Source organism: Blautia caccae (assembly GCF_040095955.1).
GTDB classification, from domain to species: domain Bacteria; phylum Bacillota; class Clostridia; order Lachnospirales; family Lachnospiraceae; genus Blautia; species Blautia celeris.
Genome location: NZ_JBBMFP010000028.1, coordinates 24,915 through 50,369, shown reverse-complemented (window position 1 = coordinate 50,369; position 25,455 = coordinate 24,915). Strand labels below are relative to the sequence as shown.

Here is a 25,455-nt window from a genome sequence, read left to right as displayed (position 1 = left end):
AGGCACTCTGCCCATACTTTTTCTTGACAAATAGAGGCATAAATTATAATATTTTGACAAAGGAGTATATTCTTATGAAAATAAATCTGGATATCATCGCAGAAGAATTATCTGCCTTCTCCCCCAGGCGGGCAGGCAGGAAAAAATCAGATACTACAGCGCCAAACCTGCAGGGTGTCGGCCTGTACCATTCCCAATCCTCCCTGTCGCCGGAAATCTGTTATGCCGTGGATGCAGACAGTATTTCGGATTCTTTTAGCTGCCCTTTTGGCATCACACTGGCTGTTATGGGAAATACAGCCGGGCTTTTTCCGGATACTGCGGACGCGGATATTCTGATACTGGACCGGGGGGATGCACAGTGCACATTCAGTGACATGTTCAATGCGCTTAATTCCGTTTTCCTAAAATACCAGGCGATTGACACGCGGCTCAGTTCTGCCGTCATGAAAAACGCCCCTCTGCAGGAAATACTGAAAATCGGTGAGGCCCTCTTCGGAAACCCTCTCATTCTTTTCGATAAAAATTACTGCATTTTAGGGGAAGCGGATTCCCGCCTGGAGAAACTGGAGCTGGTGTGTGACAAATGGTCGGATTCCAAAATGCTCTCCATTGATACAGTCAATGCCATCAAGACTTCTCCGGAATACCGCAGAGCTTCTGAATCCTCTGATATTTGTTTTGTATCGGAGGAATATTTTGCATACAATACGCTTTTTGCCCCTGTGAAGGGAAGCGGCTCCCCTTTGACCCTGGCTGTTATGGAGACAAACTGCCCTCTCACCCGGGTACACCGGCAGCTTGCCCTGTACTTTTCCGGTATTCTGCGGCTTGCCCTGGGAAGAAATCATTTAAGCTCCGGACATTCTCTGCGGTTTGAGGATTTTCTGAAAGAGCTTCTGTACGACACGCAGATTGAACAGGCCGTGATAGACCGCTATCTGCTGGCTATGAATTGGAAAAACGGGGACAACTACCTGCTGGTTACCTTTCAGACTAACCGTTTCGACAAGATCAATTCTATCTACAATAACATCTGCGGAAATATTGAAAAACAGATACCTGAAAGCTTTGCCTTTTATTTTGAAGACAATCTTCTCACTGTTATCAATCTGGACCAGGCCCGCCTGACCAAGACGGATGCTGTCCATATGCTCTCTATTTTCCTGAGGGAAGGATTATTTCACGCCGGCATCAGTTATATTTTCTTTGATTTCAGCACTTTTTCCAGCTATTATAAACAGGCTCTAGGAGCTCTTGAGATGGGAGAAAAATATAGTCCTCATGAGTGGTGCTATGATTTTGAGGACTATGTGCTGCACTATTTTATGCACTACGGCACCAGCCGGATCGACGGAAGACATCTGTGCCATCCCGGTGTAGTGCAGCTTTATATATATGATTCTAAGAATAACACAAATCTTCTGGAAACATTGAGGGCTTATCTGGACTGCGGAGGAAATGCGGTTCTGACCGCGCAGAAACTCTATATCCACAGGAACACCCTGTACCAGAGACTGAAAAAAATAAACGGCATCATCCATACTAATCTGGATAATGCCAATGTCAGGCTGTTTATTATGATGTCCTATACATTTGTAGACCTGCTGGGGCTGACCCCTGTGGAATCTTAAGGCATACCCCAAAGCACATTCCGTCATTCATGCCTGCGGCAGGCACGCTTTGCGCGGCAAGGGATACTCTCCCAATCGCTTTTCAGCATGCGGTATTCCATACGTGTTTTCATTTTACCGTCATGCCATTCGTAGTCCACATGTTCTGCCTCCCTGATCATGCCGCATTTCTGCATAACACGCTCGGAGCCTCTGTTTTCCTTGAGGCATCCGGTGGTGATGCGGTATACGCCGCCCTTTGAAAAAGCAAAGTCCATAACCTTTTCCAGCGCTTCTGTCATATAACCGCAGCCCCAGAATTTCGGATATGTAAAATACCCCAGGTGCACCAGCTTTCCCACAGGTGTTGTATCCATGACCGTATATCCGATACTGCCGATCTGTTCTTTTGTATCCTTTTTCTGCATGTGCAGAAAATATCTGCACCTGTCTTTCCCCCGGATATCCTGCAGAATATCCGCAAAATACTCCTCCGATTCCTCCCTGGAATGGTGCTGGATATCCTGAAGATAATACATCACCTCATCGTCTGCCATAAGTCTGCTGTACTCTTCTGCATCATCCTTTGTATAATCCCGTAAAATGAGGCGTTCTGTTTCTAAGTATATCAATGCATATTCCTCCTATATGACCACTTCGGTGATTATCTTTCCGGCTTCGTTGATTTTTTTAATTCCGGTCTTCTTTTCCTTTGCTTTATTAAAACAGAAACTGACCAGCCATCCTTTATTTTGCTCATAGCTGTCCAGATAATCACAGAGCTGCTTTCGACCTTTTGCCTGGTATTCTTCACCATGCCATATTTTCAGTTCAATGATATATTGTTTTCCATGGTAATCTACAATGATATCTGTCCGCCGCTGGTCGCGTGTTCTGGCTTCCACATAATAATGTCCTGTACCGTTAATGATTGGTTTTAAAAATGTAAGAAACAGAAATCTGCCATCTTCCTCCAGGAATTCCCAATCTTTTTCTCCATAATAAGAAGTATAATGAGCCTGAAATCGTTCCAAAACTTTATCCATATCCAAATAGTGTCCTGAAATAAACTGGTTTCTTTCAACTGCCGCAGCATCTGCCAGCCTGCTGTTCTTTGTTTCATTGAGATAAAATAAATCATACAGATACGTTTCAAATATACGGTTTGTTATGGCTACTTTATAGTCTTCTTCTTTCAAATATCCAAACATTGTGCCTATTTGAATTGTATTATCCGCAAGCGAAAACGGGTACGATTTTCCGCCCAGAAGTATATGATAGAGCATCTCATTTAAGTCAGGATACAAGTCAAGATTTTTGTTAATATCATCAAATAGTGTACTCCGGCTCATCAGCATATATTTAACAGCAGCTCTTACTCCTTCCGGGCACCACACAGAGGCTCTGTCACCAAAATCTTTATTTTTCCAGACTGATTCATCCAGCAATTTGCAGATTTGTGATACAAGGTATGGATATCCGGACGTATAGGCATATATTTCATTACTTAATTTGTCTATATCCATTCCGTATTTATAATCTGCCTCATACTCTTCCAGCATTGTAGCTATTTCTTTCGGCGAAAAGGACATATCTACATCAAAACTTTCTGCAATATTCCATGGACTGTTATATCTATGCTCTGCATCCGGCCTGATCTTCAATTTTAAATTTTTTATATCGTAAACACCCGTAAGAATCACGTTATGAAAAAAATTCTCTTTTCCCTTTTCTCTGTCCAGGTATTTGTCTCGAAGTAAACTGAGAAAAGAAAGAAATATCTGATTGCTTGAGCTTTTGTCAACTTCGTCAATCAAAAGGATGATTTCCTTATCTGAATCCGTACATAACCTGCTTATCTTATCGCCGAGGTTCTGAAAAGTCAGCTCATCTTCTTCATAATGATTCCATTGTTCAATTACATTAGCATCTAAACTTTCATTTTCCAATTCTTTGGTGACCAGCTGCGCAAATCCTCTTACAAAATTTTCTCTGGAATCAAATAAATCATCTGCGCCTTCAAAACTGATACTGATAATCATGTACTGATCCTGCAAATATTTTTCTAACTGATACAGCGTTGTGGTTTTCCCGTATTGCCTGCCTCTGTTAATTGCAAAATAATACCCTGGTTCAATGTATTCTTCTACAATTTGTTTTACTTTTTGTGATATGTCTACCATATAATGTTTCTCTGGTATACAGATTCCGGTCACGTTATAACGCTGTAAACCTCCTGGGATGTATTATTGTTGGGGAATCATTTGCAAGATGATTTTTATGCATAAATGTGATAAAAATTTGAATTTGCAGTGCTGATTATTATCTTTATGTCTTTATTAAACGTAAATATAAAATGTTGAATAAATGGTAGGTGATCATGTCTTGATTCTAATTTAAGTGGACGTTAATTTCAAGGTACGAATTTTGTCCGGTGTATTTAGTGTTAATACTATTGTGACTGTCTTTGGTGTGAAGCTAAAGACAATACCCAAAACTGTGGTTGTATTCCTACAAGCATTTCTATCTGCTTCGGCTCGAAGCCGGAGACTTAATTGTCCAAGAGTAGAAGCAGATGTTGCATATTTCAATCCACTCCAGCGCGAAGCCGGAGACACAATCCCTTTGCCTGCAGGCTACATGCCAGCTTATTTCAATCCACTCCAGCGCGAAGCCGGAGACTTCAAGATATTCATATTCAATCAGTTGGCTTGGAATATTTCAATCCACTCCAGCGCGAAGCCGGAGACTAGAAAAATAATTAGGAGGTAAGTAGTTATGACGAATTTCAATCCACTCCAGCGCGAAGCCGGAGACCATTTTTCTCTTTAACATCAGAAGATCCTCCTGTATTTCAATCCACTCCAGCGCGAAGCCGGAGACACTATAACAAGACAAAATGGAGGACAACTTAAATATTTCAATCCACTCCAGCGCGAAGCCGGAGACAGCAATTATTACCAATTTTCATCTATATTCTACACATTTCCTTATACAAATCAACCAATATTTTATATTCTCCACCCCATTCCTCCACCAATCCCCCTATCACAATGCGCTTTTTCCAGTGCGAATCCCCTAAGAAATTAATGTCCACTTACGTTTCGCACCACCAAAGCACTATATCATTATAACACACCTAATCCAAATATTCCAGAAAAGCATCTTCGCCTCAAAAATATTTCTCATATTCCCCATCCGGGAATTTACCTTCCAGTCCCAGAACTCTGGGCCAAAGGCCTGTCTCTGCTGTTATAACGCCCATAATCATTCCCATATGCGTATGCAGATGCCTGTGCTGTGCCAGTATAAGTGTAAATCTCGTATACTTACATCCTTCCGGTTTCAAAAGCAGCATATCATCCTCCAGATTTTCCGTATAATTCTTAATTTTCTTCTCAATCTCCAGAAAATACGCCTCCAAAGTCTCACGGGAAAGCAATTTATTCATAACCACATCCAGATTATTCAAATCTTTCTCATGAAACCACGGTTTTACATACCCCGGGTCATCTGGATTTATAAACCACAAATCCAGAGAGTGCAGCATATGGTACACATGTTTCCACAAAGGCATTCCGCAGTATTCCTTTTCCCACATCGCATCCGGAATGCAGGCAATTACATTTTCCACTTCCCACAATGCCCTGTTTGTCTGTTCTTTGATAATATCTGAATATTTTTCCTGAACCATTGCTGCCAATCCCCCTTCCGCTCATTTACCTGTCCATTATACCATTTTCCTGCAGCCATGCCACAGACTCCCTGAGTGCCTGAACAGTCTTTGTCTCCAGCACACATCTGCAGTTTCTTTTGCCGGCAATCTCAAATTTCTCTTTCAGGTCAATTTCTCCTGTCCCCAAAGCCAGATGAATCTTATTTCCGGCCGCATCATGCATATGAAAATGTACCAATTTCTTCTCATGCTCCAAAATAAAGCTCTCATACTCTTTGGAATCCACATGGGAATGCCCTACATCCCAGGTCAGGAAAAACACCCTATTTTAGGTACAGCCTCCGCGCCAACTCATCATACCCCGAACTCCCATCCAGCATATTTTATATGTACTGATCCAACAAGGCTTCAATCCCGCCCGGGATGCTGTTGCCTGGGATGCTGCATTTGAGGAAGCGGCGCAGTAAATAGGCAGAATATCCCTCTCCAGAATATCATGCATCAGATGATTCACCAACACTGATGCCAGTCCACCCTTCCGATACCTTTCCTTTACATCCACGCCGATCTCCCAAACCCTTCCGGATTCTATGGAGGCCCCGGCAAGCCCTGCAATCTCTCCATGTATTTCCGCATAAAACACTATATATGTATTTGTTCTTCCCTTCTCATCAAACAACAGGGAATTGTCAAATCCCTCTGTTCCCTGAAGCTCCCCAAGATTCTCCCCTTCCAGCCCCCTGTAAGTGTACTCCGGCAGAAACTCTACTCTACTGCTATGTTTTGCAACCGGTATGTAATAGATGGACTGCCCGTAAAGCAGGGGACACTTCTGTCATCTCTATACTCCCAGCTCTTTTTTCAAATCTTCCGCATACTTTTTCTGCTGCCTCTTCAGATACATCCCCGCTGCAAACTTCATAAACGGTTTCTTCAGCTCCACATCCTCAGTAAAATCTATCTCCGTGCCATTTCTGCTTTCACGGAGCAGGCCTGTCCAGTGGCCCTTCATGTTTTCATTCTCCATGTCAAATTCATACCGGCAAAACGGTACCTTTTTTGTGATCGTAAAGGTAGTGGGAAACCCGCTCTTTGTGTACTCCACAAAGGTCTTCCCATCCCCCATCTCTTCTATCCTGTCCAAATCGCTGCGCCAGCCGTAATTCTTATTATCCGTGATCACCTTCCAGACCTGTTCCGCGCTGGCGGACAGTTGGATCTTCATATTTGCTTTCGCCATAACTGCCTCCATTTTTCCTTTTCTACCAGTCTACCCTGTACCCTCTTTCTTGTCAAACCGAAAACCCTTTCCTGCATCAAACAAAAAGAAGAAAGAGTCCGGTTTTCGGACTCCCGCTCCTGAGCGCAGCCGCCAAAAAGTTAACAGATTTTTCTAAGTATAACAAAAGAAAAAGCGCCTGCCCCCCATCTTCGGGAAGGCAGACGCCGCATTATTTCATACAATATCACATTACCAGGCCGCATACCACATACAGCACCGTGGCAATCGCCGCCGTCACCAGTGCGTAGGGAAGCTGCGTCTTCACATGCGAGAACAAGTCCGTGCCCACCGACATGGAGGACAGAATGGTGGTATCTGATATAGGAGAACAGTGGTCTCCGAAAATACCTCCTGAAACAACTGCTCCGATTGCCAGCAGAATATTGGAATCCATGGCAACTGCCATTGGAATGGCAATAGGCATCATGATGGAGAACGTTCCCCAGCTTGTACCTGTACTGAATGCCATAACTGCACCCAACAGGAAAATGATAGCAGGTCCGAAGGCTCCGCTGACTTTTCCTCCGATCAGGCTGGCAAGGAAGGTACCGGTACCCAGTGTCTTGATCACACCGCCGATGGCAAATGCCAGAACCAGCAGGATGACAAGTGTGAGCATATTGCTGACACCTTTCAGCACATAATCCCCAAACTGTTTTCCGGTCATGATCTTCTGTCTTGTGTAGAGCATACCCATAACAAGCAGTGTAATGGTAACTGCATAGAGGATGGATGTGGTTCCGTCACCCTCTGTGATATTTCCTTTTCCTGTGACCAGCAGGCCGATGAAGGTACCGCCAATCAGCACGATAAGCGGAAGCATCATGTTCCACTTGTTCTCCTTGCCCGGCTCTACCAGCTCATCAAATCCTTCACTGTCGTTTAACAGAGGAACCACTCCGTCATCGTACAGCTTGCCTGTCTTCTGCACACGCTCCTCAGCTTTCTTCATAGGGCCCCAGTCTTTTCCGCTCAGTATGTAGAACAATACCATAACGAGAGACACGATACTGTAGAACTGGAACGGAAGACTCCGGATCAGAAGATTCATAGGGTCTCCGGCGATAACGCCGGCAGTGATCTCCGCCCCGATCAGTCCCATGAGCATGGCACCCCAGGAGTTCAGCGGAATAATGGCATTGATGGGCGCTGACGTGGAGTCACAGATATAAGCCAGCTTTTCTCTGGAAACTTTATATTTGTCGATCAGCGGTCTTGTCACAACGCCGGTGAACATGATACTTAAAAGGCCGTCAATGAAAATAATGACACCGATAATATAGGCGATCATCATAGCCATCTTTTTACTTCTCACTTTATTCCCCTGCTCAGTCAGATACGTCACAAAGCCATTGACGCCGCCTGACACACGCACCAGTATTACAAATGCGCCCATCAGCGTGGTAAACAAAAACGTTTTCAGATTTCCGGTATCTGCACATACATTTAGAATCTGGTTCACCAGCTCATTTACAGCGGTGATGGGATTCCATCCGCACAGAATCAGTTCTCCGGAAAAAATACCGATCAAAAGAGCAAGCGCCACCTTACGAAACGCAATGGCAAATGCAATGGCAATGATCGGCGGAATTAATGTCAAAAATCCATAATCCATAGTATTCCCTCCTCTTTTGTGTCAATACTGGGCAAACAAAGAGCCAAACCCTCCTGTATGCAGGTAACAGACAGGCCCCTTTGCTTTCCCCTTTTCCAACCAGTCCCTCATGCCGACCAGAACTTTACTGTTGTAGATATTTTCAATGAAAATACCCTCTGCCCTGGCAAATTCAAAAATCTCCCGGGCACTTTCGCTGGTATTTACGCCCCAGCCCCGGCCCCGGAAACCGTCCTCAATACTGCAGAGTTCTTCCACGGACTTCCCTGAAGGGATTCCGGTTATAGCCTCCACTTCCCGCACAGTGTCCGCAATGTGTTTCTTCAGGTTTTCCCTGTCATCCTCCACACTCACAATCACGATCCGGAAGGGATTTCCCATAACTGCATTTCCATACACCAGCCCTGCTGCCACACCGCCGTTACCACCCGGTGCGAAGATTGTCATGCCGGTGATTCCCTGTGCCTCGCACTGTTTCATAAGCTCCGGTACGGCTGCCGTATAGCCCAAAGCGCCTCTTCCCGTGGTAGCCCCGTTTCTCACTACATAGGGATTTCTCCCCTCTCTGCGGTATTTTTCAAAAAGCTCCTCCACAAAGGCATTGCGTGCGTCAGAATCCACGTCCCCAAGAAAATGGGATCTCACCCCGAGAATCTGATTCAGCAGCAGATTTCCTTGCTTCTTCTCCGGCTCGGTGCCATTGTGGACCAGTTCACAGTCCAGTCCCACTTTCGCGCAGGCTGCAGCTGTCAGGGTACACAGGTTTGACTGGGCAGGTCCTGCAGCCAGAATCACTTTACTGCCCTCTTTTACTGCCTCTCCCAGTATGTATTCCAGGCTTCTGATCTTGTTGCCGCCGGGGCCTATGCCTGTCATATCATCACGTTTGATATAGATCTTTGGACAGCCCCACTGCTCTTCCAGCCTGTGCAGACGGTGAAGCGGCGTGGGAGCGGGCATCAGCGGTACGCGTTCTGTCTTCTCCAAAAAAGTCTCCAGCAAATGCATGCTTCCATTCCCCCCTTTCTAACGCTCGGCGATCACCTCGACTTCACAGAGCACACCCTTTGGCAGCGTCTTAACCGCAACACAGGAGCGCGCCGGATTGGTGGTAAAGTATTTTGCGTAAACTTCATTAAATGCCGCAAAATCCTTCATGTCCGCAAGAAAACAAGTCGTCTTGATTACTTTTTCAAAACTGCTTCCGCCTGCTGCAAGCACGGCACCTACATTTTCAATAGACTGCTTTGCCTGAACGGTGATCTCCGCCTCCACTACCTGGCCGGTAGCCGGGTCAATGGGTATCTGACCTGAAGTGAATAAAAGTTCATTGGTCTTCATTCCCTGTGAGTATGGGCCGATTGCGGCCGGTGCTTTTTCTGTACTGATGATTTCCATAATTTCAGTCCCCCATTCCTCTGTCGTTTTATCATATTAAAGAGTATATCACTAAACTATTTTTTAGTCAATAGTTATTTTTTCATTCTTTTACCATTTTGACTGAAATATTTTTCAGTCCAGGTTGCGTTTCCCCTGTAAAAAAGTTATAATGGGTGAAAGGAGGATTTTACCATGAATTACCTTACCCTGACAGAAACAGACAAAGCTATTTTGGAATCATATAAGACAGTCCTGGACGGACTTGCAGAATATTTAGGCGATGGATATGAACTGATTCTTCACAGTCTGGAGAATCTGGAGCACTCCGTCATCAAGATCATCAACGGCCACTATACCGGACGCGTGGAGGGCGCCCCCATCACGGACCTTGCTTTAAAAATGCTGGATAATATCCGTCAGAAAAAGGAGCCCGCGGCCCTGTGTTATTTTAATAAGAAAAACGGAAACACATTAAAATCCGCTACCATCCCTATCCTGGGGGAAAAGAAGCGCATCATCGGCCTTCTCTGCATCAATTTTCACACAGAGGTGTCCTTCGCCAGCATCCTGGCAAGCTTCACCCCTGCAAACAGCATTGTCCCCGGTGTGACAGAGACCTTCAGCGACAATGTGGACGACCTGATCACCTCTGCACTGGACGAGGCCAAAAACAAAGTATACGCCAATCCTCTGATCTCCACCACCAATAAAAATAAGGAGATCATTCATCTCCTGTACGAAAAAGGTATCTTTAATATGAAGGACGCAGTCATTAAGGCGGCGGAAAGCCTTGGCATCTCTAAAAACACCGTCTACCTTCATCTGCGGAATCTGGAAAAAGAAAACAGCAATTAAAAAGCGCCGGACAGAAATGATCTCTGTCCGGCACACTATTCTCAGGCTGCCATCTCTACAGCAGCAGATTCAGCAGCCCAATGACAAACCCGATCAATGCTCCCAGATTGATGACAGCATTCAGCTCTTTCTTCATAATAGACATGAGAATGTTCTCCACTTCCAGCACATCCATACCGTTTACCTTCTCCTCTACTACTTTGGCGATCTGGAACTGTTCCGCCAGCTCTCCTGCTTTGTCACCTACAAATTTTACATAGATGCTCTCCACCAGGCCACGGATTCTCTCCTCGCCCAGAGGGATGGATTCCACAATCTCACTGACTTTACGGCTTTCCACAGCCGCGATCTCTCCTACCACAACCGGATGGATCTTGTCATGGCCGTTCTCACGGATGTAATCCCCCACCTTTCTGCCGATGGGTTCTGCAATGGAGTTGATCAGATCATCTGTAAGGAACATGGACACCATGGAGCCCTGGAATTTCTGCTTCACTTCTTTGGCACCCTCCTCCGCAATGATGGAGCCCACATCCAGCTTATTAAGCCCCTCTGTGATGCGTTCTGTGATAAAATTTTCCAGCTTCTCCCGCATGGCCTCATAGTCGTCCTGCTCCACATAGTGCTGCAGGAATCCCTCTACTGTGTCATCGCTTTTCTGCACCTTCTGGATACCCTCGCTGATACGGCCCACAATGGTATTCTTCACACCATCGGACAGCAGCATGTCCTCCAGATCCTGCTTTGTGATCAGATGGTCGCCCACCGCGCTTCCCAGAGCCTTTGCCAGCCTGCTTTTTCCTCTCGGAATGATGCCCGGCGTAAAGGGCAGGGTCCAGTTTCCGATCTTCACCGGATACAGGGGACGAAACAACATTTTCACTGCAATATAGTTTGTACAGTAGCCGATGACCGCCCCGATGAGCGGCCCGGCAAGTAAACGTAAAAAGTTCATTTGTATCCCTTCTATTCGTTATGTTCTATCATAATTTTCAGTATCTCTTTGTCTGTCTGCTTCATGCCTTCCTTGCCTATGTATCCCACACAACTGATGGTCTCAGGCGTATCCTCCTGCAGAATACCCGTATAGGGGGCATAGACTTTGTTCTTCATTGCCAGGTTATGGGCCATAATGGCTGCATCCAGGCTGGTGGCGATCTTGGCTGCGCAGGAGATTTTCGCTCCGTCGCAGATAATACCCGGTATATTTGCCAGCGTGTTCTCCACGGTCATTTTGATCTGGTCCAGGGTTCCGCCCACCATATAGGTGAGAGCCGCACCACTGGCACAGGAGGCGGAGACCGCGCCGCAGAAGGCGGACAGCTTGCCGATATATGTCTTCTGGTATATGGTCAGAAGGTTGGAAAATACTAAGGAACGGTAAAGTGTCTCCTGGTCCACCTGCTTGATCCTGGCATAGACCACCACAGGAACAGAGGAGGCGATTCCCTGGTTGCCGGAGCCGGAATTGATGATGACCGGAAGATCGCATCCTCCCATTCTGGCCTCAGAGCCTGCCGCGGCATATGCCTTCATTTGATTTAAGGTAGTGTCAGGATAAGACTCCACCAAAAGCTTTCCAAGACCCAGGCCGTATCCGCCTTTCATTCCCTCATTGGCGATCGCCATATTGCAGGTGATCTGTCTCTCTATCAAATGCTGCACTTTGGAAAGTTCCACCGTGTCGGCAAATTCTTTGATGTTTTCCATATTCAGGATGACTTTTCTCTCGTCTGTGTCATCGTGCTCAACTAAAGCGGCACCCTCGAGCAGCTCTTTCCCGTCTTTCCGAATGCTGGTGATGTTGGTATGTCCGTCACGGATCTCCACCACGGCGCTGTGTTCTTCGGTGTAAAGCTCCAGAATAATATGGAGTACACTGGAACTGTCCAGGAATTCCACCTTACATACCCCTTTTTTCAGCATATCCTTTGCCTTCTCAATATCCTCGTCCGCAACATCCTCCAGGACTTCCATCTGTTTCTGTGCATTACCTCCCGCAATACCCAGAAGCACGCCGGCCTCAATACCTACCAGCCCCTTTGAATTCGGTATGGTGACACAGCGTACATTTTTGATGATATTGCCGCTGCACTTTGCAATAACTTTTTCGGGCATTTGGCCCAGAACTTCTCTTGCCCTGGCGCCGCCGTAGGCAAGCGCGATGGGCTCTGTACACCCCATGGCCGGAACCAGCTCGGATTCCAGGATTTTAATATAATCTTCTATTATTTCATTTGTCAGCATTTTTTTAACCTCTCCCAAATAATTTTCCGCGTAAATTCCCCCACATGCGGATCAAAAAGTAATCATATGCCTTGTCAAACAGATACAGGGCAATCTGGCCTCCCAGTACAAAGACAAGCATCAGCTTTCCGGAAACCTCACCTGCAAAGAGAAGCTTCGGAAACAGAAAAAGCGCAGGCAGGTACATGATATTGAAGATCACAACCTTTCCTGCCGCAAAAACCAGCTTAGGATTTTTCATATTCTGGTGTTTTCCCAGAAAACGCCACAGGCCCTCTATCAAAAGCACATAGACCCCCATCATGGCAAAGGTAATACAGTAGAGCTTCTGAGGCGCCAGAAGAAATCCCAGAAGCAGGGTTCCCCCGAAAAAGATGATTCCTGTCTTCAGCTCATATTCTCTCACAATGATACCCACACAGAAGGCGGCTGCCGCCAGAAAAAACAAAGTATTAAAGTCCAGAATACCGCTGAGTACGATCATAACCACTGACAAAGCCATCAGAAGGCCGGATACGGCCATTTTCTTTCCATTTACAGGCATGGACAAAGATCTCCTCCCATACACTCACACAAACTGTCGGCGCACCACAGATCACAGCAGAAGTTTCCTGTACCACAGGAGGAACCGCCGTTGTTGGCGTAAGGACTGCCGCCGCCCTGGTAGCGCTGGCTGTTCCACTGCAGACGGTTCACCAGGTTGGAATACTCCGGATTGCCCGGTTCCATGCTGGATGCCTGCCTTGCCAGATTCAGGGCATTTACATTGTTACCCATTCCCATATTGGCTACTGCACTGAGATAATACCACTGTGCACTTCTGTTCTGTATACGGGACAGCACATTAAGCGCCTGCTGGTACTGGCGGGCGTTCAGGTAATTGGCTGCTGCCTGAAGCTGTACATTGTCCTCGGAGGACGCGTAATTCTGCTGGCCGTAACCTGAACTGTAGCTGTTCCCTGCATTGCTGCCGTAGCCGCTCTGGTAGCCGCCGTCCCTCTCGCGCATGATCTGGTCGTAGGCCTCCTGTACTTCCTTGAATTTTTCCTCTGCCAGACCTGCCAGCGGATTGTCCACATAAGAATCGGGATGGTATTTTCTGCTCAGGTCCCTGTATGCTCTCTTGATTTCGTCATTGCTGGCGTTTTGTGATACGCCCAGCACTTCATAAGGATTGTTGATCATGGTTCTCTTTTATCTCCTGTCTTTCTTTTTTTAATTTATTATATTTTGACCATACTCCTGAATAGATGATATTCCGAAGCAGTTCAGACTCCTTAATACAGGGAAGCTTCTCAAAGGCACCGCTGGCCTCAGCCATCATCATGAGAAGAATATTGTATACTTCCTTCTCGTAGCCTTCCCTGTCCTCCCGATAAGATTCATAGAGGGGTTTCAGCGGATTGTAGCTGCCCTTCTCCATATCCTTTTCCAGGTCATCATAGGCATCCATAATATAAATGAATTTTCCCAGATAAAAACCGAATTTTCTCAAATACTCTTCCCAGACATCCTCCCGAATCACAAAGATCTCAGCCATCAGTTCCCCGAAACAGCCAGCCACCAGATCCAGGTCTGTCTCCTGCTTCTTCTCATACTCCGAGAGCTTACGAAGCTTCATCCTAATCGCCCTGCTCTGTCTTGGGTACTCCTGACTGATTTTTCTGGCCTGTTTCTTAAACAAATGAATGCCTGTCAGTCCTTTCATGCTCTTGTCATCCTGCCAGTCATCGGCAAAATGATAAAAAGAGAGCAGAATATTCATCCCGGCACCATACTGTGTGATCTCATTTTGGAGCATAGGAATTTTCTTCACAGGGTGCACCGGGCACCTGGAGCTGATTTCCCTGGTCTCGCTCTCATAAAGAGAAGTAAGGAGTACCACCAGAAATGTCATATCATAGGTGAGTGTCATTCTCCCCCGAAATCCGTATTTCTCATTCAAGGTCCGGCAAAGACCGCAGTAATATGCCTTGTACTGATAAAATTCTTTTACTTTCAGCTCCGGTTTATCCACCGTCACATATCCAAACATATGATTTAGCTGCCTTTCTCCTGCCGTTACTATTCACAGCCCTGCAAAAAGCGCAGTTCTGTGAACAGCAGCATCTTGCCTGCTGCAGGTTCTTACTTCTTGACATAGTCTATATTATTATACTATAAGTTTCTGCAAAATACCATCCCCACATTGACGTAACCTTATTTTTCCGATATACTGAAAAAAAACATGAAAGAAGGCATATTTTTGCAGAAAAAAACAGAGGATATGAACATCGCTCCACAGGACTTTGACGTGCGCTTTCCTGAGCGCTTTATAAAAAATACAGATTACTACAACTCTCTCATGATGATGTACCGCTGTGCCATACGGGAGATTCAGACCAAACTGGAAGTGCTGGATGATGAATTCTCCGTAAAATACAACCGAAATCCCATCTCCTCCATCAAGACCAGGATCAAAAAGCCCATGAGCATCTACAGCAAGCTGCAGAAACTGGGTTACGAATTTACGGAGACCAATATCCGGGAACAGTTAAACGATGTGGCCGGAATCCGCGTTATCTGCTCCTTTATAGACGATATCTACACAGTTGCCAATCTTCTGGCGGAACAGGACGATATCAAAATCCTCCGCATCAAGGATTACATCCTGAATCCCAAGTCCAACGGCTACAGAAGCTATCACATGATCGTGGAGATTCCCGTTTTCTTCGCTGAGGGTAAGACACCCATGCGGGCTGAGGTGCAGATCCGGACCATAGGTATGGATTTCTGGGCAAGCCTGGAACACCAGCTCCGCTACAAAAAAGAACTGGGAAGCAATAAAGACCACGAACTCATCAGTATGGAGCTTCTGGAATGCGCCCACACCATCACGGCTGTGGACAACCAGATGCAGAATATTAAAAAGATGATTGGGGAACTGAACTGACAGGTTCCTCAATCATCTTTTTCTTATTTTTGGCCGGAGACAAACTGATCAAGGAGTGTCTCGCAGGCATCATAATAGGTTGTCATCTCTTCGTCCTTCTCCATCTTAGTCCCTTCCAGGCTGCGCATGGCGACATACAGATCCTTGACAGAGGCAGGCCTGCCAATCTCTTCATAGGCGGCACAGTCTTCCACCTTGGCAAAGTCCTCCAGTTTTTCCGGGAAAACACCGGCGTCCTTGAACTTTTCAAAATTCTGCTGGCTGATAAAGAATATCATGCTGGTTCCTTCCTGCATATCCACTGTCATTTTCGTCTGGCCTGCCGCCAGCATCTGGGGATCATATCCCTGGGCATCATCCGGAGGGAGCACATAGTTCTGGATCTGTACGTGGACTTCCCCGTCTCCGTTCAAATCCTCTGCATTAGCTTCAAAATACCCCTGCAGCGCCTGGCTGTCCTCATCCGCGATCATGTAGTCCGTGACAAAGGCAATATTGTAATCATAATCCACTTTCCCAAGCATATCCTTGATAAACACAATGACCATAAAGAGCAGAAATGCTCCGATCAGTACGTGGAACTTATAATAGTACCAGAAGTTGTCAACTTTTTTTCTTGTTTCGTCTTTCATCTGTGGTTTCTTCATTGATTCACTCATCCGTCCTTTTTTTATGCTGATTTAGATTTTATCACTTCTAAATTGAGAAAGGAAGAGGTTTTTCGAGACTTTATGGAGATTTTAGAATTGTTATTGCTATTTTCACAACTTGTGATATTATGGTAAAGGATTTTTAGAAATACGATCACTGGAGATTAAAAATATGAAGAATCTGACTCAGGGGAACCCAACCAAGCTTATGCTCTCCTTTGCCCTGCCTGTGTGCCTGGGCAATCTGTTCCAGCTTTTTTACAGTCTGGCTGACACCAGAATCGTGGGAAGCACACTGGGGGAATCCTCCCTGGCCGCTGTCGGTGCCACAACAGCCATCAGCACACTGCTCATCGGCTTTCTGCAGGGCCTGACCAACGGCTTTTCCATCATTGTCTCCCAGAGCTTCGGGGCTGACAAGAAAGAGCGGCTGAGAAAAGCGGCTGCGGGAACCTTTCTACTGGGATTTCTGACCACAGTGGTACTGACTGTGGTGTCCCTTTTGGGGCTCAATGGCTTCTTGTCCCTGCTGCAGGTCCCAGACCAGCTCCTCTCAGAGGCATCCGGGTACATAAAAATCATTTTGATGGGTATGCTCATCACCATGCTCTACAACGCCCTGGCCGGGATCATGCGGGCAGTGGGGGATACCGTAGCGCCGCTTCTGTTCCTGGTCTGTGCTGCCCTTCTGAATGTGGGGCTTGACCTTTTATTTATCCTGCAGTTTCATATGGGGGTGAGAGGCGCTGCCCTGGCAACGGTCCTGGCCCAGAGCGTATCCGTTGTGCTGAGTTTTGTGTACATGTGGAGGCGCTATCCCATTTTCCGGCTGAAGCCCGGGGACTTCAGGCTGAGCCGAACCATGGTTAAAGTCCTTTACTCCTCCGGCATGTCCATGGCTCTTATGATGTCCCTGGTATTTTTCGGTACCCTGGCTCTTCAGTGTGCCATCAACACCTTCGGCACGGAGATCATTGTGGCCCATACCGCTGCCAGAAAAATCTGCGAGTTTTATTTCCTGCCCATCTCCGTCATGGGCGTGACCATGGCTACCTTCTGCGGACAGAACTTCGGCGCCGGAAAGTTTGACCGGGTGAAGATCGGTATCCGGCAGGCACTGTTCATCACATGGGGATGGACCTTTATCATCATCCTCTTAAGCTACACAGCCGCCCCCTTCCTGATCCATCTGGTCACAGGAAGCAGCAGTCCGGCGGTCATAGAGAACGCATCCAAATATCTGCGTATAAATTCTCTGCTGTACTTTGTAGCCTGCGGAATCAATATCTTAAGAAACGCCCTGCAGGCCATCGGGGACCATATCACCCCTGTCATATCCAGCTTCATTGAGCTTGCAGGCAAGGTGCTCATTGCCCTGTTTCTGACCCCCATTCTGCAGTATATGGGGATCATCATTGCAGAGCCAATCATCTGGTGCCTGATGATCCTGCCCCTGATTTTCAAATTCCGCCGTCTGTGCAGGGCACAAAATCAGAGGCAGCGCATATAATAATCATAAAGCGATTCAAGGAGTCACCATTTGGCATATAAAGTTGTAATAGACGCCGGGCATGGGGGAACGGATCCCGGCGCTGTCTATAAGGGCAGACAGGAGAAAGATGACAATCTCCGCCTGGCCCTGGCAGTAGGCCGGATTCTCTCCCAGAACGGGGTGGATGTGGTGTACACCCGCACCACCGATGTATATCAGACACCATTTGAGAAAGCCCGCATCGCAAATCAGACCGGGGCAGACTGGTTCATTTCCTTCCACCGGAACTCCAGTCCTCAGCCCAACCAGTATTCCGGCGTGGAATCCCTGGTCTATGACCTGTCGGGACGAAAGGTTGACATGGCGGAAAATATCAATGGAGCCTTGGGGGAACTTGGCTTTAAGAACCTGGGCGTAAGGGCAAGGCCCGGTCTGGTAGTCCTTCGCCGCACACAGATGCCCGCGGTACTGGTTGAAGTTGGCTTTATCAACAACGACGCGGACAACGCTTTGTTTGACGAGAAATTTGATGAGATCGCCCAGAGCATCGCCTACGCGATCCTGGGAACACTGGAGGAGGAAGAGGTGGAGAAGCCGCCTGCAGGGGAGCCCGTGCTTTACCGGGTACAGGTGGGCATGTTCCGGGAAAAACAATACGCCGATAACCTGCTCTATGAACTGCAGGACCAGGGATTTCCGGCATACATTTTAAGTGAGGACGGCTTTTATAAAGTGCAGGTTGGCGCTTATCAGTATCTGGCAAATGCCGTCAGGATGGAGCAGACCCTGCGGCGGGCAGGATACAGCACCTGGATCACTACCTGAGATAACAAAGAAAAAGATGTCTTCTGCTTTACGGCAGGAAGACATCTTTTCTGTTTTTATAGAGTGAACACGTATCCCTACATGGAATCCGCACGTCTCTCCACATTCTTTTTAAAGTTGATCACTTCATGGTCATATTCTGCGTCCATAAACTGGGAATGTATCATGAAATCCGCTGTAGCCTTGTTGATAGCCATGGGAATATCATATACCTGTGCGATACGCATAAGGGCTTTCACATCCGGATCATGGGGCTGCGCCGTCAGAGGGTCTGAGAAAAACACCACAAAATCAATAACACCTTCCACGATTTTGGCGCCGATCTGCTGGTCACCGCCCAGAGGGCCGCTGTTGTATCCCTTGATACGAAGCCCTGCTTTGTCCGCGATCAGTCTGGCTGTGGTGCCGGTTCCGTAAAGGCTGTGGTTTTTCAGTATATCATAATTCTCTTTGCACCATTCGATGAGTTTCGGTTTTTCATTGTCATGGGCGATCAGCGCAATATGTTTTTTCTTACCTATTGTAAAAGTTACAAATTCATTGTCCATGTATCTTAACTCCTTTCAGCTCACTGTTTTTTTATCATAACATATTTTACTTGTCCTCACAACGGGAAACTGCTACAATAATGGCAAAGAAGGAGAAGCATATGTACTATTTTATCATCAATCCCCGCTCCCGTTCCGGCAAAGGACAGGAGATCTGGGACCGTGTAAAAAAACGTCTGGATGAGGGAAATCTGGAATATGAGGCCTATTTTACCCAGAAGCAGGGACATGCTGCTGAGCTGGCACACCAGATCGCTGCCCTTTCCATACCCTGCACCCTGGTTGTTGTGGGCGGTGACGGCACCGTGAATGAGGTGGTGAACGGGCTTGTGAAAACCGTGTACACCCACATTACCCTGGGCTATATCCCCACCGGCTCCGGCAATGACTTTGCCAGAGGCCTTGGGCTTACCAAAGACACCGAAAAAGCCGTGGAACAGATCCTGGCCCCGGCAGACATAGAGAAGATGGACATTGGAATCGCGCAGTCGAACGGGGAGAAGCGGTATTTCCTCATCAGTGCAGGCATTGGTTTTGATGCCTCCATCTGCCACGAGGCGCTGAATTCCGGCCTCAAGGATTTTCTGAACAAATACCATCTGGGCAAGCTCACCTACGCGGCCATTGCCCTGAAACAATTATTTCTCTACCGCCCCTGCCGTGTGGATATCCGGCTGGACAGGCAGAGGATCTGCCGTTTTCCCCGCTGCTTTTTCGTGGCGGGCATGAATCTGAAATATGAGGGCGGAGGATGCAAATTCTGTCCGGACGCGGATCACGCAGACGGAAATATACATATCTGTGTAGCCGGGAAACTCTCCAAGTTAAAGATCATCACCATGCTGCCCACTGCCTTTATCGGGAAACATATATGGTTCCGCGGCATAGAAATACAAAAGGGGCATGTGGTGGAGATCATCAGCCGGCGTCCTCTCCCTGTACACTGTGACGGGGAATCCTTTGGATTCAGGGACTCTCTTTCCCTAACGACAGCCCGGGAACAGATCTCAGTCATCACCGGATAGTTGAAAGAAGGTTTAACTTATGAAATTACTGCTGATAACCGCTGCCATTGTACTGCTCGGTTTTTTACTTTACTTTTACTGTATCATGCCGCGTTTTACAAGAAAATCGCAGACGCGCGCCTTTATGCACAGGCTTTTTGCCCATCGGGGCCTGTTCGACCCCGGGGAGGGCATCCCGGAAAATTCCATGCCGGCATTTGAACGGGCAGTTCTGTGCGGATATCCCATTGAGCTGGATGTCCAGGTGACTAAGGACAACAAGATCGTAGTTTTCCATGACTACACACTGGGCCGTATGTGCGGCATTGACCTCCCGCTGGAGACAAAGACGTACGAGGAGCTGCAGAAGCTCTCCCTGCAGAATACCGGTGAGAAGATCCCGCTGTTCTCGGACGTACTGAAGCTTGTGGACGGACGGGTTCCCCTGCTGATCGAGATAAAACTTCACTCTCACCATACATATCCATGTGCGTTGGTGGATAAACTGTTACAAGGGTATCAGGGAAGCTACTGTATCGAATCCTTTAATTCCCTGGCACTTTTCTGGTACCGCCGCAACCGGCCGGATGTTGTGAGAGGACAGCTCTCCTCCAACCTGACAAGTCCGGTAGCTGAGGGCGGATATGTCTTAAGCTTTCTGGTCAAGCATCTGCTCACCAACTGCATCGGACGCCCTGACTTCATTGCCTACTGCTATAAGGACAGCCGAAACCTGAGCTTCTGTCTGAACCGCCATCTGTACAAAACACCTGTATTTGCCTGGACACTGCGCACGCCGGAAGCCTATGAAACCTGTAAAAAGCGTTTTGATTCCGTCATTTTTGACAGCTTTCTTCCGCCAAAACAGGCATGAACAGACGTTTTTTTCAGAGTGTGAATGGGATGTGAAGCTTTTCTGAATTTACTGTAAATCCCATTGTTATCTTGATTTTCCTGTGCTATAATGGGCAGGACAAAGAAAGGCTCCGGCATCGAAAAGAAGGTGATTATGTGAATCTGCTGAAAAAATACAAACACACCTGGATTATCCCGGTATACGGCATCTTTTATCTTACAGCTTTCCAGTATCTGGAACAGCGCGATGTCCGGCCTCATATCATCCATATGAAGATTGATGACTATATCCCTTTCTGTGAATATTTCATCGTCCCGTATCTGCTGTGGTTTGCCTACATCGCAGTGACCGTTTTGTACTTCTCATTATTTAATGACAGCAAGCGGGAATTTTACCAGCTTATATTTACCCTTGGAGTGGGCATGACACTGTTTCTCGTCATCTCCTACATTTACCCCAACGGACAGGACCTGCGTCCCAAGCTTACGGGTGACAGCATCTTCATAGAGCTGGTGAGGCATTTATACCGGATCGACACTCCAACCAATATACTGCCCAGCATTCATGTGTTTAATTCCGTGGCCTGCTGTACCGCAGTGTTTAAAAACGCAAAAGCAAGAAAGCATCCCGTCCTTCTGGGCGGTACCCTGCTTCTGACCATACTTATCATCATGGCTACCGTATTCCTGAAGCAGCATACACTTGTGGATGTGGTGGCGGCATTTGCGCTGAATGTCTTCTGCTACCAGATGTTCTACAAAGAACATCCGGCACGACAGAAACAGCCTGCTTTTGTAAAATAACAATTCACAATTCTGCATATAAAAAGGACGTTCCGCTTTTGGAACGTCCTTTTTATATGGCTTCCCCGGCAAATGCCGCTGCCCTTTATCCTTTAGTTAAACCCATAGAACTTCTGCACCACTTTATAGATCGCCACAGAAATATTCCTTCCGCTCCATCCAGGCAGATTTACACTTCTGCCCAGAATACCCAGGCGAAGTTTTCTGTAGATATGGATGTCTTCGTTTCTCAGGTATTTCCACAGATCCTTTTTCTTCTCCAGATTTTCCTCCGTACCGGAGCGTATCAGCATGATGGAGGATACGGCTGTGATAATGTCCAGATACCGGAGCAGATACTGGCGCAGATGTTTGTCGCTGATCCTCTTGCCGGCCACGGAATCGATCATGAGACGGTTCACCAGAAGCTGCTGGTCAATCCTGCGTATCATCACATCCTCATGTACTGACTGGTCCTCCCTGCCGATAAAATACCGGTAGAAGTTCACGTCCATATAATACATGGTCTTCACAGAGGGCAGAGGCTGGTAGACAAACAGGTTGTCTACATAAAAGGTGTGTTTCGGCAGCTCCAGGCCGCATTCCCTCAGCAGTCCGGTCCTGTAGATCACGGAATGCATCAGGATATATTTGCCCACCGGCATCTTACTGATCTCCTCCCAGGTGAAAATTTTTCCCTGGGGAAGGTATTTCTTATAGCGCATGACTTTCTTCCGTCTGGCACCCTGCTTTTCATAGACAAAATTGCTGATCATCATATCCAGGGTCTGGGGCCCTCCCACGATCTCTGAAAGCTTTGTCAGGATCGCGTCATAAGCCTCCTTGTTCACCCAGTCGTCGCTGTCCACCACTTTGAAAAAGATTCCTGTGGCGTTTTTAAGACCTGTGTTCACGGCCTCCCCGTGGCCGCCGTTCTCCTGGTGTATGGCCTTTACAATGCCGGGAAATCTGGCTGCATAATCATCTGCGATCTTCGCCGTGTCATCCACGGACCCGTCATCGACGATCAGAATCTCCACCTGATCCCCGCCCTCCAGCAGGGAATCCACGCATTTCTCCATGTATGCCTGTGAATTATAACAGGGAACTGTTACGGACAATAATTTCATTTTATTAGTCCTCCTCAATATATTTTCTATATGCGGAAAAAGCGGAGGGAATCGGGTATTTTCCCTTCGACTCTTTTTTGTCAATAAAGAGCAGATTTCCTGCCCTCTTCTCTGTGGAGGCTACTCTGACCACATATCCTTTCATATGCCACTCCACATGAGAAAAGATATGTTTCGCCTCTCCGGCATTTTTTATGTGAAGAGGCATGAGCTTTAACGCCTCAACCGCCCTGATCACTTCCTCCTCGGTCAGCCAGCCATCCATATTCGGAAATTCATACAGACCCGCCAGAAGCCCTTTGTCCGGGCGCCTGCAGACAGCGTATTCCTGCCCGTTCTGTATGAGAAGGACTGTCTTTTCCTCAATCCTGCGCTGCTTTTTCGCTGCCTTTTTCGGATACTCCAAAACCGTGCCGTGAGCTCTGGCACTGCACAGATGCTGTACCGGACAGACCTGGCATTTTGCCATACCGTTCGGTATACACACCACAGCCCCCAACTCCATCAGGCTCTGGTTAAAGGCCCCCGGCCTGTCTGCAGGCATGACTGCCTCCAGCTCCTGCTCCACCCGGCGCTTTACGGACTGCTTCAGGATATCCTCCCCGTTTTCTGTGATCCGGGAAAGGACCCGCAGTACATTGCCGTCCACGGCCGGCTTTTTCAGGCCGTAGGCAATGGAAGAAATGGCACCTGCCGTGTAACTGCCGATGCCGGGAAGCTCCAGAATCTCCTCGTAATCAGCGGGAAGCTCTCCTCCGTACTTCAAAACAATCTCTTTAGCTGCCTTCTGCATATTTTTCACACGATTATAATAGCCCAAACCCTCCCACAATTTCAAGAGTTTATTTTCCGGGCAGGCAGCCAAGTCTTCAATCTGCGGAAGAGCTGTAAGGAAACGCTCATAGTATCCCTTTACAGCCTCCACCCTAGTCTGCTGCAGCATGATCTCAGAAACCCACACATGGTAGGGAGTCGGTTCCCTGCGCCAGGGCAGGTCCCGCTTATTCTCCTCATACCAGGAGAGCAGGGGCTTTATTATCTCTTCCAGTTTCATATAAGCTGTACCTCCACCGGTTCCCCCAGAAAGATGGAATCCGGTTCCACAAAACAATCATAGGCCAGAATATGCACACCGGCCTGTTCTGCCTCCAAAAGTGCCCGGGCAAACGCCTCCTGTGTCTTTTTGTTCGGCTCGAAATATCTCACGTCCTTCATTTGGATAACAAACATAATATACGCCTCATAGCCGTCTTTTATACACTGGCACAGCTCCTTTATATGCTTGATGCCGCGCTCCGTAGGCGCGTCCGGGAAGCGGACGATTCCCTCTTCCTCCAGGGTCACGCCTTTTACTTCCATAAAAATTTTCCGCTCTCCCTGTTCTATGTACAGGTCAAAACGGGAAGTTCCGTATTTTGTCTCAGGCCGGATGTATGCGCCTTCACCAAAAAGGCCGCCATTTCGCAGCCACTCTTCCACTACCCGGTTGGGAATCTGGGAATCCATGTTGATCAGGCGGTCCCCTTTTCTCACAGCGATCAGGTCATACGCTGTTTTCCGTTCTTTTTTGTCACTTTTCTCCAAAAAAACAGAGGCACCGGGAACTAACAATTCCCGGCACCTTCCAGTGTTTTTTACGTGACAGATTTCTTCCTGCCCGTCGATCTCCACACGGGCAATAAAACGGTTGGGGCGGCTTACAAAGCGCCCTTCCCTGATATTCTTATATCTCATGCTTCTGTCAGTCCCTCATAAATCTCTTTAACGCTGTCAAAGACATAGGTTGGCTTTACATCTCCTTCTTCTATGTCCTGTGTAGTCGCTTCACCGGAAAGCACACAGATGGTATCCACTCCGGCATTTGCTCCGGTTTTGATATCTGTGTAAAGCCGGTCTCCAATGATGACAGCATCCTCTGCCTTCATTCCCAGCTTCTTTAATACACAGTTTACCATAATCGGCTCAGGTTTACCAATAAAAAATGGTTCTTTTCCTGTGGCATTTTTCAGCATTATGCTCATAGAGCCGCAGTCAGGGATATATCCAAAGCTCACCGGACATACAAAGTCCGGATTCGTAGCCAGATACACCACGTCCTTACCAAGCATGATACAGGTATTCCTGATCTTCTCCGAAGTATTTTCCGTGTCAAATCCGATGAGGACAATGGATGCTCTGTCATCCACCTCTGTAACCACCTGAATACCTGCCTCGCGCAGCTCCTTGACAAGAGAACGGGTTCCCATACAGTAGACCACCTGGCCCGGATAATTTTCATGGATGTACATGGCAGTCGCCTGGCTGGATGTGTAGAAGTTCTCGTATCCGGCCCGTATGCCCATCTTTGCCACTTTATCCACATAGTCGTTCACTGACTTGGAGGAATTGTTGGTGATAAATATGTACTGTCCGCCCCTTCGCTCAATCTCATCCAGGAAATCCAGTGTCCCCTCAAAAATCTCATCTTCATTATAGATGGTTCCGTCCATATCCAGAAGATACAGTTTCTTGTCTCTTAAGCTCTCTGCATTTTTACCGTTCTTATCTGTCAGCATTTTTTTCTCCTTG

The 25,455-nt window shown here is 47.3% G+C and carries 28 protein-coding genes and 1 CRISPR repeat array; of the genes, 8 read left to right on the top strand and 20 right to left on the bottom strand.

What is annotated here, in order from left to right; genetic code table 11:
- The first annotated feature begins 74 nt into the window (after window positions 1-74).
- Window positions 75-1,634, top strand: a complete 1,560-nt coding sequence (locus tag WMO65_RS22705) for a PucR family transcriptional regulator (protein ID WP_148393589.1) — start codon at window positions 75-77, stop codon at window positions 1,632-1,634.
- A 23-nt stretch (window positions 1,635-1,657) separates the two neighbouring features.
- Here the strand turns inward: WMO65_RS22705 and WMO65_RS22700 are convergent, their stop codons facing one another.
- The 9 genes from WMO65_RS22700 to WMO65_RS22665 all read right to left on the bottom strand — a co-directional run bounded on the left by WMO65_RS22700 (window position 1,658) and on the right by WMO65_RS22665 (window position 9,584).
- Window positions 1,658-2,245 carry a GNAT family N-acetyltransferase gene (locus tag WMO65_RS22700; RefSeq protein WP_148393588.1) on the bottom strand — a complete coding sequence of 196 codons (588 nt, stop codon included), beginning with the start codon at window positions 2,243-2,245 and terminating at the stop codon, window positions 1,658-1,660.
- Between the two features lie 12 nt (window positions 2,246-2,257).
- Complete coding sequence (locus WMO65_RS22695; protein WP_148393587.1) at window positions 2,258-3,796, bottom strand: AAA-like domain-containing protein; 1,539 nt, start codon at window positions 3,794-3,796, stop codon at window positions 2,258-2,260.
- A gap of 336 nt (window positions 3,797-4,132) precedes the next feature.
- Window positions 4,133-4,562: a CRISPR direct-repeat array (repeat unit 32 nt; unit sequence ATTTCAATCCACTCCAGCGCGAAGCCGGAGAC).
- A gap of 223 nt (window positions 4,563-4,785) precedes the next feature.
- On the bottom strand, window positions 4,786-5,307 hold the full coding sequence (locus WMO65_RS22690; RefSeq protein WP_148393586.1) for a hypothetical protein: 522 nt from the start codon (window positions 5,305-5,307) through the stop codon (window positions 4,786-4,788).
- Between the two features lie 25 nt (window positions 5,308-5,332).
- Complete coding sequence (locus tag WMO65_RS22685) at window positions 5,333-5,611, bottom strand: hypothetical protein (RefSeq protein ID WP_256157844.1); 279 nt, start codon at window positions 5,609-5,611, stop codon at window positions 5,333-5,335.
- Window positions 5,612-5,617: 6 nt separating this feature from the next.
- Window positions 5,618-5,932: a GNAT family N-acetyltransferase gene (locus WMO65_RS26600; RefSeq protein WP_353964004.1), complete on the bottom strand. Its 315-nt coding sequence runs from the start codon at window positions 5,930-5,932 to the stop codon at window positions 5,618-5,620.
- 198 nt (window positions 5,933-6,130) lie between these two features.
- Complete coding sequence (locus WMO65_RS22680) at window positions 6,131-6,529, bottom strand: SRPBCC family protein (protein ID WP_033143911.1); 399 nt, start codon at window positions 6,527-6,529, stop codon at window positions 6,131-6,133.
- Between the two features lie 226 nt (window positions 6,530-6,755).
- Window positions 6,756-8,186, bottom strand: a complete 1,431-nt coding sequence (locus WMO65_RS22675) for a Na+/H+ antiporter NhaC family protein (protein WP_103732901.1) — start codon at window positions 8,184-8,186, stop codon at window positions 6,756-6,758.
- 21 nt (window positions 8,187-8,207) lie between these two features.
- A complete protein-coding gene (locus WMO65_RS22670) occupies window positions 8,208-9,173 on the bottom strand; it encodes a 1-aminocyclopropane-1-carboxylate deaminase/D-cysteine desulfhydrase (protein WP_187370680.1) in 966 nt (321 codons plus the stop codon).
- A 39-nt stretch (window positions 9,174-9,212) separates the two neighbouring features.
- Window positions 9,213-9,584, bottom strand: coding sequence for a RidA family protein (locus tag WMO65_RS22665; RefSeq protein WP_148393583.1), 372 nt, complete (start codon window positions 9,582-9,584; stop codon window positions 9,213-9,215).
- A gap of 174 nt (window positions 9,585-9,758) precedes the next feature.
- On the opposite strand from WMO65_RS22665, the gene WMO65_RS22660 reads away from it, so the two are divergent.
- Window positions 9,759-10,421, top strand: a complete 663-nt coding sequence (locus WMO65_RS22660; RefSeq protein ID WP_033143908.1) for a helix-turn-helix transcriptional regulator — start codon at window positions 9,759-9,761, stop codon at window positions 10,419-10,421.
- Between the two features lie 55 nt (window positions 10,422-10,476).
- On the opposite strand, the gene WMO65_RS22655 is transcribed toward WMO65_RS22660, so the two are convergent.
- Genes WMO65_RS22655 through WMO65_RS22635 form a run of 5 tightly spaced genes read right to left on the bottom strand, consistent with a single transcriptional unit; the run spans window position 10,477 to window position 14,703 of the window.
- Window positions 10,477-11,376, bottom strand: coding sequence for a DUF445 domain-containing protein (locus tag WMO65_RS22655; RefSeq protein ID WP_033143907.1), 900 nt, complete (start codon window positions 11,374-11,376; stop codon window positions 10,477-10,479).
- A gap of 11 nt (window positions 11,377-11,387) precedes the next feature.
- On the bottom strand, window positions 11,388-12,668 hold the full coding sequence (locus WMO65_RS22650; protein ID WP_033143906.1) for an L-cysteine desulfidase family protein: 1,281 nt from the start codon (window positions 12,666-12,668) through the stop codon (window positions 11,388-11,390).
- A gap of 4 nt (window positions 12,669-12,672) precedes the next feature.
- Window positions 12,673-13,212 (bottom strand): hypothetical protein, encoded by a 540-nt coding sequence (locus WMO65_RS22645; protein ID WP_148393582.1) that lies wholly within the window; start codon window positions 13,210-13,212, stop codon window positions 12,673-12,675.
- Window positions 13,203-13,853: a J domain-containing protein gene (locus WMO65_RS22640; protein WP_148393581.1), complete on the bottom strand. Its 651-nt coding sequence runs from the start codon at window positions 13,851-13,853 to the stop codon at window positions 13,203-13,205. The genes WMO65_RS22645 and WMO65_RS22640 overlap by 10 nt, the downstream gene beginning before the upstream one ends.
- Window positions 13,834-14,703: a DUF5685 family protein gene (locus tag WMO65_RS22635; protein ID WP_148393580.1), complete on the bottom strand. Its 870-nt coding sequence runs from the start codon at window positions 14,701-14,703 to the stop codon at window positions 13,834-13,836. Before WMO65_RS22635 ends, WMO65_RS22640 begins: the two co-directional genes overlap by 20 nt.
- A gap of 231 nt (window positions 14,704-14,934) precedes the next feature.
- Between WMO65_RS22635 and WMO65_RS22630 the strand changes: the two genes are divergently transcribed.
- Window positions 14,935-15,600, top strand: a complete 666-nt coding sequence (locus tag WMO65_RS22630) for a GTP pyrophosphokinase (RefSeq protein ID WP_033141350.1) — start codon at window positions 14,935-14,937, stop codon at window positions 15,598-15,600.
- A 23-nt stretch (window positions 15,601-15,623) separates the two neighbouring features.
- Here the strand turns inward: WMO65_RS22630 and WMO65_RS22625 are convergent, their stop codons facing one another.
- Window positions 15,624-16,247: a hypothetical protein gene (locus WMO65_RS22625; protein WP_033141328.1), complete on the bottom strand. Its 624-nt coding sequence runs from the start codon at window positions 16,245-16,247 to the stop codon at window positions 15,624-15,626.
- 175 nt (window positions 16,248-16,422) lie between these two features.
- Between WMO65_RS22625 and WMO65_RS22620 the strand changes: the two genes are divergently transcribed.
- Together WMO65_RS22620 and WMO65_RS22615 are read left to right on the top strand one after the other, a co-directional pair.
- Window positions 16,423-17,760 carry an MATE family efflux transporter gene (locus tag WMO65_RS22620; RefSeq protein WP_103731568.1) on the top strand — a complete coding sequence of 446 codons (1,338 nt, stop codon included), beginning with the start codon at window positions 16,423-16,425 and terminating at the stop codon, window positions 17,758-17,760.
- 30 nt (window positions 17,761-17,790) lie between these two features.
- Entirely contained in the window at window positions 17,791-18,567 is a 777-nt protein-coding gene (locus tag WMO65_RS22615) for an N-acetylmuramoyl-L-alanine amidase (protein WP_033141330.1), read from the top strand.
- 77 nt (window positions 18,568-18,644) lie between these two features.
- On the opposite strand, the gene WMO65_RS22610 is transcribed toward WMO65_RS22615, so the two are convergent.
- A complete protein-coding gene (locus WMO65_RS22610) occupies window positions 18,645-19,115 on the bottom strand; it encodes a methylglyoxal synthase (RefSeq protein ID WP_033141331.1) in 471 nt (156 codons plus the stop codon).
- Between the two features lie 101 nt (window positions 19,116-19,216).
- Between WMO65_RS22610 and WMO65_RS22605 the strand changes: the two genes are divergently transcribed.
- The 3 genes from WMO65_RS22605 (at window position 19,217) to WMO65_RS22595 (ending at window position 21,778) form a co-directional block, all read left to right on the top strand.
- Window positions 19,217-20,140: a diacylglycerol/lipid kinase family protein gene (locus tag WMO65_RS22605; protein ID WP_148393579.1), complete on the top strand. Its 924-nt coding sequence runs from the start codon at window positions 19,217-19,219 to the stop codon at window positions 20,138-20,140.
- 19 nt (window positions 20,141-20,159) lie between these two features.
- Complete coding sequence (locus tag WMO65_RS22600) at window positions 20,160-20,993, top strand: glycerophosphodiester phosphodiesterase family protein (protein ID WP_033141333.1); 834 nt, start codon at window positions 20,160-20,162, stop codon at window positions 20,991-20,993.
- Window positions 20,994-21,130: 137 nt separating this feature from the next.
- Complete coding sequence (locus tag WMO65_RS22595) at window positions 21,131-21,778, top strand: phosphatase PAP2 family protein (protein WP_033141334.1); 648 nt, start codon at window positions 21,131-21,133, stop codon at window positions 21,776-21,778.
- Window positions 21,779-21,870: 92 nt separating this feature from the next.
- Here the strand turns inward: WMO65_RS22595 and WMO65_RS22590 are convergent, their stop codons facing one another.
- From WMO65_RS22590 to WMO65_RS22575, 4 genes are read right to left on the bottom strand one after another with little or no spacing between them, the layout of a single operon-like run.
- Complete coding sequence (locus tag WMO65_RS22590; protein WP_033141335.1) at window positions 21,871-22,887, bottom strand: glycosyltransferase family 2 protein; 1,017 nt, start codon at window positions 22,885-22,887, stop codon at window positions 21,871-21,873.
- A gap of 4 nt (window positions 22,888-22,891) precedes the next feature.
- Window positions 22,892-23,941: an A/G-specific adenine glycosylase gene (mutY, locus tag WMO65_RS22585; RefSeq protein ID WP_148393578.1), complete on the bottom strand. Its 1,050-nt coding sequence runs from the start codon at window positions 23,939-23,941 to the stop codon at window positions 22,892-22,894.
- Window positions 23,938-24,621 carry a DNA/RNA nuclease SfsA gene (gene sfsA / locus WMO65_RS22580; protein WP_033141337.1) on the bottom strand — a complete coding sequence of 228 codons (684 nt, stop codon included), beginning with the start codon at window positions 24,619-24,621 and terminating at the stop codon, window positions 23,938-23,940. Before sfsA ends, mutY begins: the two co-directional genes overlap by 4 nt.
- Entirely contained in the window at window positions 24,618-25,442 is an 825-nt protein-coding gene (locus WMO65_RS22575; protein WP_181014425.1) for an HAD-IIA family hydrolase, read from the bottom strand. Before WMO65_RS22575 ends, sfsA begins: the two co-directional genes overlap by 4 nt.
- Window positions 25,443-25,455: the final 13 nt, after the last annotated feature.

Bases quoted from the DNA above. Each gene is read 5' to 3' on its own strand.
- WMO65_RS22590 (WP_033141335.1), bottom strand. From the start codon at position 22,887: ATGAAATTATTGTCCGTAACAGTTCCCTGTTATAATTCACAGGCATAC.
- WMO65_RS22680 (WP_033143911.1), bottom strand. From the start codon at position 6,529: ATGGCGAAAGCAAATATGAAGATCCAACTGTCCGCCAGCGCGGAACAG.
- WMO65_RS22695 (WP_148393587.1), bottom strand. From the start codon at position 3,796: ATGGTAGACATATCACAAAAAGTAAAACAAATTGTAGAAGAATACATT.
- WMO65_RS22660 (WP_033143908.1), top strand. From the start codon at position 9,759: ATGAATTACCTTACCCTGACAGAAACAGACAAAGCTATTTTGGAATCA.
- WMO65_RS22575 (WP_181014425.1), bottom strand. From the start codon at position 25,442: ATGCTGACAGATAAGAACGGTAAAAATGCAGAGAGCTTAAGAGACAAG.
- WMO65_RS22610 (WP_033141331.1), bottom strand. From the start codon at position 19,115: ATGGACAATGAATTTGTAACTTTTACAATAGGTAAGAAAAAACATATT.
- WMO65_RS22690 (WP_148393586.1), bottom strand. From the start codon at position 5,307: ATGGTTCAGGAAAAATATTCAGATATTATCAAAGAACAGACAAACAGG.
- WMO65_RS22640 (WP_148393581.1), bottom strand. From the start codon at position 13,853: ATGATCAACAATCCTTATGAAGTGCTGGGCGTATCACAAAACGCCAGC.
- WMO65_RS22705 (WP_148393589.1), top strand. From the start codon at position 75: ATGAAAATAAATCTGGATATCATCGCAGAAGAATTATCTGCCTTCTCC.
- WMO65_RS22675 (WP_103732901.1), bottom strand. From the start codon at position 8,186: ATGGATTATGGATTTTTGACATTAATTCCGCCGATCATTGCCATTGCA.
- WMO65_RS22635 (WP_148393580.1), bottom strand. From the start codon at position 14,703: ATGTTTGGATATGTGACGGTGGATAAACCGGAGCTGAAAGTAAAAGAA.
- WMO65_RS22605 (WP_148393579.1), top strand. From the start codon at position 19,217: ATGTACTATTTTATCATCAATCCCCGCTCCCGTTCCGGCAAAGGACAG.
- WMO65_RS22645 (WP_148393582.1), bottom strand. From the start codon at position 13,212: ATGCCTGTAAATGGAAAGAAAATGGCCGTATCCGGCCTTCTGATGGCT.
- sfsA (WP_033141337.1), bottom strand. From the start codon at position 24,621: ATGAGATATAAGAATATCAGGGAAGGGCGCTTTGTAAGCCGCCCCAAC.
- WMO65_RS22650 (WP_033143906.1), bottom strand. From the start codon at position 12,668: ATGCTGACAAATGAAATAATAGAAGATTATATTAAAATCCTGGAATCC.
- WMO65_RS22665 (WP_148393583.1), bottom strand. From the start codon at position 9,584: ATGGAAATCATCAGTACAGAAAAAGCACCGGCCGCAATCGGCCCATAC.
- mutY (WP_148393578.1), bottom strand. From the start codon at position 23,941: ATGAAACTGGAAGAGATAATAAAGCCCCTGCTCTCCTGGTATGAGGAG.
- WMO65_RS22625 (WP_033141328.1), bottom strand. From the start codon at position 16,247: ATGAAGAAACCACAGATGAAAGACGAAACAAGAAAAAAAGTTGACAAC.
- WMO65_RS22630 (WP_033141350.1), top strand. From the start codon at position 14,935: ATGAACATCGCTCCACAGGACTTTGACGTGCGCTTTCCTGAGCGCTTT.
- WMO65_RS22655 (WP_033143907.1), bottom strand. From the start codon at position 11,376: ATGAACTTTTTACGTTTACTTGCCGGGCCGCTCATCGGGGCGGTCATC.
- WMO65_RS22620 (WP_103731568.1), top strand. From the start codon at position 16,423: ATGAAGAATCTGACTCAGGGGAACCCAACCAAGCTTATGCTCTCCTTT.
- WMO65_RS22600 (WP_033141333.1), top strand. From the start codon at position 20,160: ATGAAATTACTGCTGATAACCGCTGCCATTGTACTGCTCGGTTTTTTA.